Source organism: Streptomyces sp. NPDC006207, assembly GCF_040613835.1.
GTDB lineage: Bacteria > Actinomycetota > Actinomycetes > Streptomycetales > Streptomycetaceae > Actinacidiphila.
The window spans coordinates 97070-109881 of sequence record NZ_JBEXSX010000018.1 but is presented as its reverse complement, the minus strand read 5'-3'; the positions used below and the strand labels follow the sequence as shown (position 1 = coordinate 109881).

The 12812-nt window shown below is 74.0% G+C and carries 13 protein-coding genes; 4 read left to right on the top strand and 9 right to left on the bottom strand.

The genetic code is table 11. The features are described 5' to 3' along the window. Nucleotides 1-73: 73 nt before the first annotated feature. The 4 genes from ABZ312_RS17135 (at nt 74) to ABZ312_RS17120 (ending at nt 3965) form a co-directional block, all read left to right on the top strand. Complete coding sequence (locus tag ABZ312_RS17135) at nt 74-985, top strand: sugar phosphate isomerase/epimerase family protein (RefSeq protein ID WP_500321624.1); 912 nt, start codon at nt 74-76, stop codon at nt 983-985. A gap of 31 nt (nt 986-1016) precedes the next feature. After that, a complete protein-coding gene (locus tag ABZ312_RS17130; RefSeq protein WP_500438025.1) occupies nt 1017-2036 on the top strand; it encodes a Gfo/Idh/MocA family protein in 1020 nt (339 codons plus the stop codon). A gap of 105 nt (nt 2037-2141) precedes the next feature. Continuing rightward, nucleotides 2142-3179, top strand: coding sequence for a Gfo/Idh/MocA family protein (locus tag ABZ312_RS17125; RefSeq protein WP_500321626.1), 1038 nt, complete (start codon nt 2142-2144; stop codon nt 3177-3179). Between the two features lie 117 nt (nt 3180-3296). Beyond that, on the top strand, nt 3297-3965 hold the full coding sequence (locus ABZ312_RS17120) for a hypothetical protein (RefSeq protein ID WP_500321627.1): 669 nt from the start codon (nt 3297-3299) through the stop codon (nt 3963-3965). 10 nt (nt 3966-3975) lie between these two features. Here ABZ312_RS17120 and ABZ312_RS17115 read toward each other — a convergent pair whose 3' ends face one another. The 9 genes from ABZ312_RS17115 to ABZ312_RS17075 form a co-directional block, all read right to left on the bottom strand. Next, the gene (locus ABZ312_RS17115) at nt 3976-4713 is read right to left on the bottom strand and encodes an SAM-dependent methyltransferase (protein WP_500438023.1); all 738 of its coding nucleotides are present in this window, start codon (nt 4711-4713) and stop codon (nt 3976-3978) included. 240 nt (nt 4714-4953) lie between these two features. After that, a complete protein-coding gene (gene aroA, locus ABZ312_RS17110; protein ID WP_500438021.1) occupies nt 4954-6189 on the bottom strand; it encodes a 3-phosphoshikimate 1-carboxyvinyltransferase in 1236 nt (411 codons plus the stop codon). A 57-nt stretch (nt 6190-6246) separates the two neighbouring features. Then, nucleotides 6247-7458: a cytochrome P450 family protein gene (locus tag ABZ312_RS17105; RefSeq protein WP_499514761.1), complete on the bottom strand. Its 1212-nt coding sequence runs from the start codon at nt 7456-7458 to the stop codon at nt 6247-6249. 81 nt (nt 7459-7539) lie between these two features. Continuing rightward, nucleotides 7540-8517, bottom strand: coding sequence for a sugar kinase (locus ABZ312_RS17100; protein ID WP_500357028.1), 978 nt, complete (start codon nt 8515-8517; stop codon nt 7540-7542). A gap of 9 nt (nt 8518-8526) precedes the next feature. After that, nucleotides 8527-9417, bottom strand: coding sequence for an SMP-30/gluconolactonase/LRE family protein (locus ABZ312_RS17095; RefSeq protein WP_500321632.1), 891 nt, complete (start codon nt 9415-9417; stop codon nt 8527-8529). Next, nucleotides 9414-10049 (bottom strand): bifunctional 4-hydroxy-2-oxoglutarate aldolase/2-dehydro-3-deoxy-phosphogluconate aldolase, encoded by a 636-nt coding sequence (locus tag ABZ312_RS17090; protein ID WP_500321633.1) that lies wholly within the window; start codon nt 10047-10049, stop codon nt 9414-9416. The genes ABZ312_RS17095 and ABZ312_RS17090 overlap by 4 nt, the downstream gene beginning before the upstream one ends. Before the next feature lie 26 nt (nt 10050-10075). Continuing rightward, nucleotides 10076-10873 (bottom strand): hypothetical protein, encoded by a 798-nt coding sequence (locus ABZ312_RS17085; protein ID WP_500357032.1) that lies wholly within the window; start codon nt 10871-10873, stop codon nt 10076-10078. Further along, nucleotides 10867-12012 carry a galactonate dehydratase gene (dgoD, locus tag ABZ312_RS17080; RefSeq protein WP_500321635.1) on the bottom strand — a complete coding sequence of 382 codons (1146 nt, stop codon included), beginning with the start codon at nt 12010-12012 and terminating at the stop codon, nt 10867-10869. The genes ABZ312_RS17085 and dgoD overlap by 7 nt, the downstream gene beginning before the upstream one ends. Continuing rightward, nucleotides 12009-12770 carry a FadR/GntR family transcriptional regulator gene (locus ABZ312_RS17075; RefSeq protein ID WP_500321636.1) on the bottom strand — a complete coding sequence of 254 codons (762 nt, stop codon included), beginning with the start codon at nt 12768-12770 and terminating at the stop codon, nt 12009-12011. Before ABZ312_RS17075 ends, dgoD begins: the two co-directional genes overlap by 4 nt. Nucleotides 12771-12812: the final 42 nt, after the last annotated feature.

The window sequence follows — 12812 nt, the reverse complement described above, 5'->3', positions numbered from 1 at the left end:
GTACCACCGCCCTGACGGGCCGCCCTACCGAACCACGACCGGTCCGCGGCGACCGGTGAGAGGAGCCCTCCTCATGACTGCCCCCTCCCCCGTTCTGGACCGGATCCGGATCGGCTCCGCGCCCGACTCGTGGGGCGTCTGGTTCCCCGACGACCCGCAGCAGGTGCCCTGGCAGCGCTTCCTGGACGAGGTCTCCGAGTCGGGCTACGAGTGGATCGAGCTCGGCCCGTACGGCTACCTGCCGACCGACCCCGCCCGGCTCACCGAGGAGACCGCGCGCCGGGGCCTGAAGGTCTCCGCGGGCACCGTCTTCACCTCCCTGCACCGCGGGCCCTCGGTGTGGGACGCCACGTGGGAGCACGTCGGCCAGGTCGCCGCCCTCGCCCAGGCCATGGACGCCGGTCACCTGGTGGTCATCCCGTCCTTCTGGCGCGACGACAAGACCGCCGAGGTCATCGAGCCGCGCGAGCTCACCGCCGAGCAGTGGGGACACCTCGCGACCGGCATGGAGCGCCTGGGCCGCCAGGTCCGCGACACGTACGGCCTGGACATCGTGGTCCACCCGCACGCCGACACGCACATCGACACCGAGGAGCACGTCGAGCGCTTCCTCGACGCCACCGACCCCGGTCTGGTCAGCCTCTGCCTGGACACCGGCCACTACGCCTACTGCGGCGGCGACAGCGTCAAGCTCATCGAGACCTACGGCGAGCGGATCGGCTACCTGCACCTGAAGCAGGTCGACCCGGAGATCCTCGCCGACGTCGTCAAGAACGGGATCCCCTTCGGCCCGGCCGTGCAGCGCGGGGTCATGTGCGAGCCGCCGGCCGGGGTGCCCGCCCTGGAGCCCGTGCTGGCCGCCGCGCAGGGCCTGGGCGTGGACCTCTTCGCCATCGTCGAGCAGGACATGTACCCCTGCGAGCCGGAGCGGCCGCTGCCCATCGCGCAGCGCACCCGGAAGTTCCTGCGCTCCTGCGGTGCCTGACGCACCGCCCACGAAAGGGAAGACACGCATCATGACGCAGCACGGACCGCTCGGGGTCGCCGTCATCGGCACCGGCAAGATGGGTGCCGACCACGTACGCCGCATCAACGACGTCGTGAGCGGCGCCCGGGTGACCGCCGTCGTCGACGTCGACGCCGAGCGGGTGAAGGCGGTCGCCGACGGCATCGAGGGCTGCACGGCCTACACCGACCCCGCCGCGGCGATGGCCGCGGCCGACGTGGACGCCGTCCTCATCGCCTCCCCCGGCCCCGCCCACGAGGCGGCGCTGCTCGCCGCCTTCGAGCACGACCTGCCGGTGCTGTGCGAGAAGCCGCTCACTCCCGACGCCGCGTCGGCGCTGCGCGTGATGGATGCCGAGCAGAGGCTGGGGCACCGGCGGGTGCAGGTCGGCTTCATGCGGCGCTACGACGCGGAGTACACGAAGCTCAAGGCCCTGCTGGACAGCCGTGAGCTGGGCCGGACGCTGATGCTGCACAACCGGCACCGCAACGCGAGCATCCCTCCCGGCTTCACCAACGCCAACCTCGTCAACGACTCGCTCGTGCACGAGATGGACGTGACCCGCTGGTTGCTCGGCCAGGAGATCACCGCCGTGACGGTGCTGCGCCCGCGCCCGTCCTCGAACGCGCCCGAGGACCTGGACGACCCGCAGTTCGTGGTCTTCGAGACCGACGGCGGGGCCGTCGTCGACGTCGAGGTCTTCCTCAACTGCGGCTTCGGATACCAGGTGCAGGCCGAGGCGGTCTGCGAGCGCGGCAGCGCCCGGATCGGCGACGCGCACGACCTGCTCGTCAACACCGCGGGCCGCTGGGGCGGCACGATCGCCGAGGACTTCGTGGAGCGCTTCGCCGACGCCTACGACCGCGAGGTCCAGGCGTGGGTAGACGCCACCCGGCGCGGTGAGGTCACCGGCCCGAGCGTGTGGGACGGCTACGCCGCGGCGGCGATCTGCGAGGCCGGTGTCCGCTCGCAGAGCACGGGCGGACGCGTCGAGGTCGAGCTGGTCGACCGACCGGCGTTCTACCGCTGAGGGACGCACGTCCCCGGTCACCCCGGATCCGGCGCGGGTGGGGCGGTTACTCCCTGGCCGCCCTGCCCGCGCCTCCACCGCACCCGTGAGAAAGGCACCCCGTACATGCGCGTCGTCCTCTTCGGTGTCGGGCGCCTCGGTTCCTTCCACGCGGCCACCCTCCACGCCCACCCCGAGGTCTCCGAACTGGTCCTCGCGGACGCCGACGCCGCGCGGGCCGCCGAGGCCGCCGCGCGGCTCGGTGCCGGTGCGCGGGCGGCGGCCTCGGTCGACGCGGCGTTCGCGGGCGGCGCGGACGCGGTCGTCATCGCCTCGGCGACCTCCGCCCACGCCGGGCTGATCTCCCGCGCCGTGCGGGCCGGGCTCCCCGCGTACTGCGAGAAGCCGGTCGCCCTCGACCTGGAGTCCACGGTCACCGCCCTGCGTGAGGTCGAGGAGGCCGGCTCCGTCCTCCAGATGGGATTCCAGCGCCGCTTCGACCCCGGCTACCGCGCCGCCCGCGAGGCGGTCCGGGCCGGCCGCCTCGGAAGGCTGCACACCGTACGGGCCCTGACCTCCGACATGGCGCCCCCGCCGCCGGAGTTCGTGCCGCTGTCCGGCGGGCTCTACCGGGACTGCCTGATCCACGACTTCGACGCGGTGCGGTGGGTGACCGGCCGTGAGGTCGTCGAGGTGTACGCCATGGGCGCCAACGGCGGGGCCGGCTTCTTCCGTGAGGCGGGCGACGTGGACACCGCGGCGGCGCTCCTCACCCTCGACGACGGCACCCTCGCGACCGCCACCTCCACCCGCTACAACGGCGCCGGCTACGACATCCGCATGGAACTCGCCGGTTCACTGGACCAGATCGCGGTCGGCGTCGGCCCCCGTACGCCGGTCACGTCGGTGGAACCGGGCGCGGCGCCGGGCGTGCCGGATCCGTGGACGGGGTTCGTGGACCGCTTCGGGGACGCGTACCGGGCGGAGATCGACGCCTTCGTGCAGGTGGTGGCGGGCCGGTCGGAGAACCCCTGCGAGGGGCGCGAGGCGCTCGATGCGCTGCTCGTGGCGGAGGCGTGCGAGGTCTCGCGCAGGGAGCGGCGGCCGGTCACGATCGCCGAGATGACCGAGGTCGCGGAGCGCGCCCGCAAGCGCGCGGGGTGACCGCACGGGGCGCCCCGGGCACGTCACCCCCGCGGTCCGCCCCGGGTGGCGTGATCACGTACGCCGGTGCTTCCTGGGATGAGTCGGTCCCGGCTGTCCACGAGGGAAGAACCTTTCATGGCGATGAAGGTCCAGGTGCTGCGCACGCCTCGAGCGGCGGGGCTGGTGGGGATCGCGTTCGCGGTGCTGATCGGCGCCGCCATCGTCCTGGTCCGGGCCTCCATCCCCAGCGGTGAGGGCGCGCTGACCAGCTCGCCCCTCACCCTCTCCTCGCGCAGCGGGGTCAAGACGGCGCTGGCCCTCATCCCCTTCGCCGGCATCTTCTTCCTCTGGTTCATGGGCGCGGTGCGCGCGCACGTCGGCCCGGGCGAGGACAAGTTCCTCTCGACGGTGTTCCTCGGCAGCGGCCTGGTGTTCGTCGCGACGCTCTTCGGCGCCGCCGCAGCGGCCGGCAGCCTGCTGGCCACCACGGAGGTGGCCTCGCCCGGCCCCCCGCGGGCCGAGTTGTCGTACTTCGGGCAGCACCTCACCTACAGCCTGCTGACGACGTACTCGATGCGGATGGCCGCGGTGTTCGTGCTGTCGGCCTCCACCGTCGCGCTGCGGCTGGGGACGTTCCCGCGCTGGCTGGTGCTGCTGGGGTACCTCGTCGGCGTCACGCTGCTGTTCGTCGTGCCGAACGTGCGGTTGGCCGAACTGGTCTTCCCCCTGTGGGCACTGGTCGTCAGCCTCCACATCGTGGTGGCCAGCTTCCGTGCCCGGCCGGCCGAAGCGCAGGCCTTCTGAGCGGTGCCGCTCAGGAGGTCGTGCGGCGCAGCAGCAGCGTGACGAAGCCGAGCGTGCCCCGGTAGCCGTGCAGCCACTCGGCGCGGTGGACGGCGGCGGCTTCGAGGGCGGCGCCGCTGTCGGGATCGGCGGGGTGGTCCAGGGCCCACTCGGCGAGGGAACCGGTCCAGGACCACTCGTAGTCGTCCCACTCGCGGACGGTGCTGACGTGGGCGAGGACCGGGGTCCAGCCGTCCGCGACGATCCGGTCCACGGTGCTCGCCAGGTCCTCGTACTCCCCCAGCGTCTCGACGAGTTCCGGGGTGGGTTCGCGCTGCCAGAAGACGTCGCCGACGATCACGGTGCCCCCCGGGGCGAGGTGGGCGCGGGCCGCGTCGAGGGTCGGCAGGAGGCCGCCGAAGGCGTGTGCGGCGCCGACGCTGAGCACGACGTCGAAGGGGTGCGGCGAGGTGAAGTCGCCCGCGTCCTGTTCGTGGAGGGTCAGCCGGTCGCCGACGCCGAGCGCGGCCGCCTCGCGGACCGCCTTCCGCAGTGCCCCGGTGTCCAGGTCGACGCCCTCCGCGGTGACACCCGGGCGGCCGTCGAGGGCCCGCAGCAGCCAGGCGCCCTCCCCGCAGCCGAGGTCGAGGACGCGTTCGTCGCCGCGGCGCAGCGCCCTGCCGAGCAGACTGCGCACGGTCGCGTCGTCCAGCGGTGCGGCGATGGGGTGGTGGGTGTGCGCGATGCGCGAGATGCGGCGTCGGTCCATCGGCGCAGCTTCGCAGGGCGGGCCCTTCACCGCATCCGGTTAATTCCGCGTGGCCGTGCAACGCGATCCGCGGCGGTGGCGGTTTCCCGGTTCGAAGGGCCGTCACGGGAGCACGGCCATCGCGGCCGTCAGGGCCGTCACGGGGAGAGGACGACCGAGATGGACAGGAAGAGGGACACGAAGACGGACGGGAAGACGGACGGGAAGATCCTCACGGCGGCGGGCCGGCGCGGTCCGCGGCTACAGGCCCCACTCCTCGCGCAGCGCGCCGAACACCTCGTGGAACTCGGGGAAGGTCTTCTTCACGCAGCCGGGTTCGTCGAAGGTCACCCCTTCCGTGCGGAGCGCGGCGACGGCGAAGCTCATCGCGATGCGGTGGTCGCCGTGGCAGGCGATCTCGACCGGGGCGGGGGTGCCGGGGTGGATCTCGATCCAGTCGCGGCCGGTCTCCACCCGGATGCCCTGACGGCGCAGGTTGGCCGCGCAGACCTCCAGGCGGTCGCACTCCTTCACCCGGGTGTTGTAGACGTGCTCGATGCGGACCGGGCCGTCGGCGAACGGCGCGATCGCGGCGAGCGTCGGCATCGTGTCGGAGATGTCCCGCATGGTCGTGGTGATCCCGCGCAGGGTGCCGGTGCCGGAGACGGTGGTGGCGCCGGCGTCGGTCTCGACGCGGGCCCCCATGCGGCGCAGGACGTCGACGAAGCCCAGGTCGCCCTGGAGCGCTCCTGTGCCCAGGCCGGGAACGGTGACCTCACGGCCGGTCAGGGCGGCCGCGGCGAAGAAGTAGCTCGCGGTGGAGGCGTCGGGCTCGACGGCGTAGTCCACGGCACGGTAGCCGCCGGGTGGGACGACGAGCACGCTGCCCTCTCGGCCGACCTCGACGCCGAAGGATCGCATCATGGCGATGGTGATCTCGACGTAGGGGACGGAGACCAGCCCGGTGATGTTGACGCGCAGACCCTCGCGCATGAGCGGGCCGGCGAGGAGCAGCGCGGTGAGGAACTGCGAGGACAGGCTCGCGTCGAGGTCAAGCGCGCCGCCCTCGATGCCGCCGGCGGCGACGGTCAGCGGCAGGTGGCCCTCCGCCTCCTCGTGGCGCAGGTCGACACCGAGCGTCCGCAGGGCGGTGGTGAGCGGGGCGACGGGACGGCGGCGCATCTGGGCGGAGGCGTCGAAACGGTAGGTGCCACGCCCGGCCGCGGCGAGCGCCGGCAGGAACCGGGCCGCGGTGGCGGCGTCGCGGCAGTAAACGTCGGCCTCGGGGACCGCGGGTCCGGTCGGGCGTCCTTCGACGCGCCATACGTCCGGGCCGCGGTCCACACGGTAGCCGAGCCGGAGCAGCCCCTCCGCGAAGCCGTCGGTGTCGTCGGAGAGCAGCGGCCGCCGCAGTGTGGTCGTCCCCTCGGCCGCCGCCGCCAGGAACAGCGCCCGGGCGGTGACGGACTTCGAACCGGGGACGGCGACGACGGTCACGGTGTTCTCCTGTGCTGCCTGACGTGCGGGGACGCCCTGGTGAGGGGCACCGGCATTCTAGGCGCCGGGCGAGCCGGGGACCGTGGGCGTGAAGCGCACGGGGAGCCGGCGCACACCGCGCATGAGCATGCCGGGCAGCCAGTCCAGCTTCTCCGGATCGGCGTCGAGCGCGAGGTCGGGGCAGCGCTCCAGGAGGGCGCGGACGGCGATGCGTCCTTCGAGGCGGGCGAGCGGGGCGCCGAGGCAGTAGTGCAGGCCGTGCCCGAACGCGACGTGGCCCCGGGTGTCCCGGCGGATGTCGAAGCGGTCGGCCTCGGTGAAGCGGTCCGGATCGCGGTCGGCGGAGGCCAGGGCGACGAGAACGGGTTCGCGGGCCGGGATGACGGTGCCGGCGACGTCGACCGGTTCGGTCGTGAAGCGGAAGGTGGCGGTCTCGACCGGGCCGTCGTAGCGGAGCATCTCCTCCACCGCGCCGTCGATGAGGCTCATGTCGGCCCGCAGGAGGGCCAGTTGGTCCGGATGGGTGAGCAGCGCGCGGACGCCGTTGGAGACCAGGTTGACCGTCGTCTCGTGTCCCGCGATCAGCAGCAGGAAGGCCATGCCGCCGAGTTCGGAGCGCGAGAGCCGGTCGCCGTCCTCGGAGGTGGTGCGGATGAGCGCGCTCATCAGGTCGTCGCCGGGCGCGCAGCGCTTGTCCTCGATCAGCTCGTGCAGGTAGGCGGCGAGTTCCTCGAAGGCCCTGCGCTCGGCCTCCGGCCCGGTCGGTGCGACGACCTCGTTCGACCAGGCGCGGAAGGCCGCACGGTCCAGGTCGGGCACCCCGAGCAGCTCGCAGATGACCGTGATGGGCAGCGGGTAGGCGAGCGCCTCGACGAGGTCGGCGGTGCCGTCCGGACGGGCCAGCATCGCGTCGAGCAGGGCTGCCGTGATCTCCTCCACGCGCGGCGCCAGCTCCTCGACCCGGCGCCCGGTGAACTCCCGGGCCACCAGTTTGCGCAGCCGGGTGTGCTCCGGCGGGTCGGAGACGAGCATGTGGCGGCCGAGGAGTTCCTCGTCGTAGGAGGTCCACCCGAGTGCGCGGGAGTCCTTGGCGAACCGGGTGTCGGCGAGCGCGGCCCGGGCCTGGTCGTGGCCGACGATCAGCCACAGCTCCCCGACGTCGGCGGTGCGCACGCGGTGCACGGGCCCCTTCTCGCGGAGCCTGGCGTAGACGGGATAGGGATCGGCGGTGAACTCCTCGCCGTAGACCGTGAGATCGACCGTGTCCATGTGCCGCACGGTAACCCGGGGGCCCGCCGCGACACGTCACCCTGCGGGACGAGACACCCCGGACGGTCTCATCCGAAGGGTTCAGCCGATCGTGGCGGTGCGCCAGGTCTCCTCGTCCGCCTCCAGCAGCGCGGCCAGGACGGCGGGGTCCGGCAGCGGCCCGTGGTCAGCCGGGACACGCAGGGCCGAGGCCGCGGTCAGATGGCCGAGCCGAAGGGCCCGCTCCACGGGCAGGTCCCGCAGCAAACCGCTGAGGAAGCCCGCGGCGAAGGCGTCCCCGGCGCCGACCGGCTCGGCCACCCGGACGGTGAGGGCGGGCACGCGGTGCGCGTCTGTCCCGGTGAAGGCCGTGGCCGCACGGGACCCGTCCTTGACGACGAGGACACCGGGCCCGGGCAGCAGCTCGCGGACCGAGCGCGCGTCGGTGATCCCCCCGCCCCACAGGGCCTGGGCCTCGTCGAGACCCACGAGGACGATGTCGGCCCGGTCGGCGAGCGGCCGCAGGACGTCCGCGGCGGAGCGGTCGGTCCACAGCGCGGGACGGTGGTTGACGTCGAAGCTGACGGGCCACGGGCGGTCGGGGCTCAGCGCCCGTTCGACGAGGGCGTGGCAGCCGGGCGAGAGGGCGGGCGTGATGCCGCTGAGGTGGACGAGCGCGGCTCCGTCCAGGGCCGGGTCGTCGAGCACGTCGGGGGTGAGCGCCGAGGCGGCGGACCCCGCGCGGTGGTAGTGGACGCGGGTGCCGTGCGCTCCCGGGTCCTTGAGCAGGAGCCCGGTGGGCCGTGCGGGGTCGGTGCGCACCCCGGTGACGTCGACGCCGCCCGCGGCGATCCGCGCGCGGACCCGCCGGCCGAAGGGGTCGTCGCCGAGCGCGGAGACCCATCGGGCGGGGATTCCGTGGTCGGCGAGGTACAGCGCGACGTTGGACTCGGCGCCCGCGATGTCGACGCGCAGCAGGTCCGCGTCGTCGAGCGGCCCGAGGGGGTCGGGGGCGAGGGCGGCCATGGTCTCGCCGACGCAGACCACGGGTCCGGGTCGCAGCGGCCGGGGGGTGCTCATGGGGGCTTCCTAGGGGGTGTCGGCGCGGTCCGCCGGGCGGTACGGCGCGGCCGGTGTGCCGGGGACGTCCACCCGGACGGCGAACACGGCGCCGTCGAGCGGTCCCGGGGCGGCCAGGCCGATGTGCGCGCTGGTGACGAGGAGGGTCCGGCCGTCGGGGCCGCCGAGGCAGAGTCCGGCGGGCTGTCCGGCGGGCAGGTCGACGATCCGGTCGAGGTTGCCGTCCGGGAGGTAGCGGTGGACCTGTCCGGTGCCCCAGACGGCGGTCCACAGCCCGCCCTCGCTGTCGGTGGTCATGCCGTCGGGGCTGCCGTCGGCGAGGGTGACGAAGGTGTCCGGCGTGCCGGGGTCGCCGCTGGCGGGGTCGACCGGATAGCGACGGATGACGCCCCGGGCGCTGTCGGCGAGGTACATGACGGTGCCGTCGGCGGTGAAGGCCGGCCCGTTGGGGATCGTGATGTCCCGCAGCACACGGGTGACACGTCCGTCGCGGTCCAGGCGGTAGAGCGAGCCGGCGTCCTCGGTGGTGTCGTAGGCCATGCTGCCCGCCCAGAAGCGGCCGTGCGGGTCGGCGACGCCGTCGTTCATCCGCATCGGCACCGGGGCGTCGTCTTCGGGGCGGGCGATCCACTCGGCCCGGCCCGCGGGGTCGATGCGGCAGATGCCGGTGCCCGCGGCCGCGACCCAGTGGCCGGGGCGGCCCTGGACCGGTGCCACCGCACCCAGCGGGTACGGCAGTTGGGCGATCAACGTGTGCGGGGCGGCGGGGCCGTCGGAAGCGGCCAGCAGCCGGCCGCTGAGGATGTCGGTGAGCACGGCGCGGCCGTCCGTCCAGCGGATGCCCTCGCCGAGTTCGAGGCGGTCGGTCCCGAGGACCGCCGGGGACGCGGTGGCGGTCACGGGCGGTCCTCCGCGCGGACGACGTCCAGGAAGGTGCGGGCCCGTTCGCGCAGCGCGGTGACGCTGCCGCCCTCGGCGGCGTCGCCGATCAGGGGCGATCCGACGCCGACGGCGAGGGCGCCGCCCCGCAGGTACACCGCGGCGGCCTGCGCGTCCACTCCCCCGACGGGCACGAAGGGCAGGTCGGGGAAGGGGCCGCGCAGGTCCTTCAGGTACCCGGGGCCGCCGGCGCTGCCGGCCGGGAAGAGCTTGAGGGCGTCGGCGCCGAGCCGCAGTGCCTGGAGGATGTCGGTGGGGGTCATCACCCCGGCGAGGACCGGGAGTCCGAGCTCCCGGCCGGTGGCGATGCCCTCGCTGACCGCAGGGGTGACGAGGAAGGCGGCGCCGGCCTTGTGGGCGTCCCGTGCGTCCTCGGCGCTGAGCACGGTTCCGGCCCCGAGGGTCGCATCCGGGCCGAGCGCTGCGCGCGCCCGGGCGATGACGTCGAGCGCGTCACGTCCGCTGAGGGACACCTCGATGAGGGTGATCCCCTCCTCGGCGAGGGTGAGCACGGTGGTCAGCGCGGCGTCCGGGTCGCTGCCGCGGACGATGGCGAGCAGCCGGTGGGCACGCAGCGCGGCGAGCAGGTCCATCCGACATCCCTTCTGGTGATGGGTGTTCAGGGGCGGCGGGTCGCGGTGACGGTGAGCCGCCAGGCGACCTCGCCGGAGGGCGGGACGACGACCGTGTCGTCGTCGTCCGCCCCGGTGCGGTCGAAGACGCGGCCGAGCATCGGCTCGACGCCGATCGAGCGGTACGGCGCGTCCTGCGGGAAGCCGCCGAGGTTGCGCCACAGCGCGACCGCGACGGGCCGGCCGCCGGCCTCGACCGCCAGGTGCAGCGCGTCGGTGCCGTCGTGCACGGTCACCCGCGGGGTGAGGACGACGGCCCCGACGGCGGTCCCGTCGTCCGGGCCGAGCCGGTCGAGGGGGATGCCCTCGACGTGCGGCCATCGACCGGTGATCCACCCCGCGCCCTCGTCCGGGTAGAGCCGGGTCTCCGCTGCCGTGTCGATGCCGAGCCACGCGCCCGGGGAGAGTTCCAGCAGGGCGTGGGCGGCCCACACGAAGCGGTAGCCGGGCTCGGCGGTGAGCGTGTAGTCGACGACGGCGGCTCCCGCCTCCGTACTCAGGCGCCGGGTCAGCCGGAAGTCGGGGCAGTCCACGACCTCCGCCTCCGCCTCCCGGCGCCAGGGCCGTGACCAGGCGTCCCCGTGGTCGGGCAGCCCGCGCACGGTGGGTACGCACTCCTCCAGGCCGCCGGCGTCGGCGAAGGGGTCGCCGGGCCGGACCTGGAGGCGGCGGGGCTCGTCGCGGTGCCAGAGCCATTCACGGCCGCCGGCGGTCAGCGAGGTCCACCGGCCGCCGTGGTCCAGGTCGGTGACCACGGAGACCGGGATCCGGTTCCCGGTCACCATTCGGCGAAGGAGCCGTCGGCGTGCCGCCACACCGGGTTGCGCCAGGCGTGGCCGGAACGGTCCGCGGCGCGGACCGCGTCCTCGTCCACGGCGACGCCGAGTCCCGGCAGGTCGGTGCGGCGCGCCTGACCGTCGACGAACCGGAAGGGCTCGGTGTCGACCAGGTAGGACAACAGGTCGGCGTCCTTGTTGTAGTGGATGCCCCGGCTCTGCTCCTGGATCAGGAAGTTCGGGGTGGCGAAGGCGACCTGCAGGCTCGCGGCCAGCGCGATCGGTCCGAGCGGGCAGTGCGGTGCCAGGTGCGCGCCGAACGTCTCGGCGAGCGAGGCGATCCGGGTGACCTCCGATATCCCGCCGGCGTGCGACAGGTCCGGCTGGGCCACGGCGATGCCGGCCGTCAGCACCGGGAGGAAGTCGGCCCGCCCGTAGAGCCGTTCACCGGTGGCGAGCGGCACGGACGAGGCCGCGACCAGGCCCGGGAGCAGGTGCGCCTGCTCGGGCAGGACGGGTTCCTCGACGAACAGCGGGTGCAGCGGGGCTATCTCGTGCAGCACGCGCCGCGCGTTGGCGGCGCTGAACCGTCCGTGGAAGTCCACCGCGACGTCCCGGTGCGGGCCGAGGGCCTCCCGGGCGGCGGCGACGCGCTCCACGACGGCGGCCGTCTCGGCGGGGCTGCCGAGCGGCGGGGTGCGCCCGGCGGCGTTCATCTTGACGGCCGTGAACCCCGCCTCCACCTGAGCGGTGACCTCCTCCTTGAGCCGGTCCGGCTCGTCGCCGCCGACCCAGGCGTACACCCGGACCGAGTCGCGGACGGGGCCGCCGAGCAGGGTGTGCACCGGTACCCCGAGGGCCTGGCCGGCGATGTCCCACAGGGCCTGGTCGATGCCGGCCACGGCGCTGGAGAGCACGGGCCCGCCCCGGTAGAAGCCGCCCTTGGTGAGCACCTGCCAGTGGTCCTGGATCCGCAGGGGGTCCTGGCCCACGAGGTGTTCGGCGAGCACCTCCACGGCGGCCCGCACCACCTCGGCCCGGCCCTCCACCACCGGCTCGCCCCAGCCGACGACGCCGTCGTCGGTCTCGATGCGGCAGAACAGCCAGCGGGGCGGGACGAGGAAGGTCTCGACGCGCGCGATCTTCACTGTGCCTGGCCGTCCTTCTGTTCGGTGGAGCCGTCCGCGCCCTCGGGCGCCTGCGGGCCGCTGACCTTGTCGAGGTCGCGCGTCGCCTGGTCGAGCAGGGCGCGCATGGCGTGTTCCGCGGCGTCCGGGTCCCGGTCGCGCACGGCGTCGAGGACGGCACGGTGACTGGGCACCGGGTCCTCGCTGTGCGGGGCGCTGTGCACGAGCTGGTCGCGCTGGGCCAGGCCCGACTCGATGACCATCTCCATGCGTTCCAGCAGTTCGTTGTGGGTGGCCGCGAGCAGCGCCCGGTGGAAGGCGAGGTCGGCCTCGACGGCGTGGTTCGCGCCGCCCTCCTCGCCCATGGCCGTCAGTGCCGTCTCCAGCAGCTCCAGATCCGCGTCGGTGCGGCGGGCCGCGGCCAGCCGTACGGCGGCGGGTTCGATGATGCCGCGGACCTCGCCGAGGTTGCGCAGCAGCGCCAGGTCGGCGCCGGTGTCGCTGCCCTCGGAGAACTGCCAGCGCAGCACATCGGCGTCGAGCAGGTTCCAGTCCGAGCGGGGCCGTACGAAGGTGCCGCGCTTCTGCCGGGCATCGACCATGCCCTTGGCCGCGAGGACCTTCAGCGATTCGCGCAGGGCCGTCAGACTGACGTCCAACTCGCTCTGCAGGGCCGCCATGTCGAGCGTCGCTCCCTCGGGGATCTCGCCGCTGAGCACTCGGCGGGCGAGGGTCTCCACGGTCTGGCCGTGCACTCCGCGGCGCGCGTATGGCGTCATGTGTATGCCTTTCTTGCTGGTCGGTGGGGCTGGACCGTCGTC

Coding starts and splice junctions, on each gene's coding strand:
- ABZ312_RS17125 (WP_500321626.1), top strand. CDS start 2,142: ATGCGCGTCGTCCTCTTCGGTGTCGGGCGCCTCGGTTCCTTCCACGCG.
- ABZ312_RS17105 (WP_499514761.1), bottom strand. CDS start 7,458: ATGGACACGGTCGATCTCACGGTCTACGGCGAGGAGTTCACCGCCGAT.
- ABZ312_RS17130 (WP_500438025.1), top strand. CDS start 1,017: ATGACGCAGCACGGACCGCTCGGGGTCGCCGTCATCGGCACCGGCAAG.
- ABZ312_RS17120 (WP_500321627.1), top strand. CDS start 3,297: ATGGCGATGAAGGTCCAGGTGCTGCGCACGCCTCGAGCGGCGGGGCTG.
- ABZ312_RS17100 (WP_500357028.1), bottom strand. CDS start 8,517: ATGAGCACCCCCCGGCCGCTGCGACCCGGACCCGTGGTCTGCGTCGGC.
- ABZ312_RS17090 (WP_500321633.1), bottom strand. CDS start 10,049: ATGGACCTGCTCGCCGCGCTGCGTGCCCACCGGCTGCTCGCCATCGTC.
- ABZ312_RS17115 (WP_500438023.1), bottom strand. CDS start 4,713: ATGGACCGACGCCGCATCTCGCGCATCGCGCACACCCACCACCCCATC.
- ABZ312_RS17135 (WP_500321624.1), top strand. CDS start 74: ATGACTGCCCCCTCCCCCGTTCTGGACCGGATCCGGATCGGCTCCGCG.
- ABZ312_RS17085 (WP_500357032.1), bottom strand. CDS start 10,873: ATGGTGACCGGGAACCGGATCCCGGTCTCCGTGGTCACCGACCTGGAC.
- ABZ312_RS17075 (WP_500321636.1), bottom strand. CDS start 12,770: ATGACGCCATACGCGCGCCGCGGAGTGCACGGCCAGACCGTGGAGACC.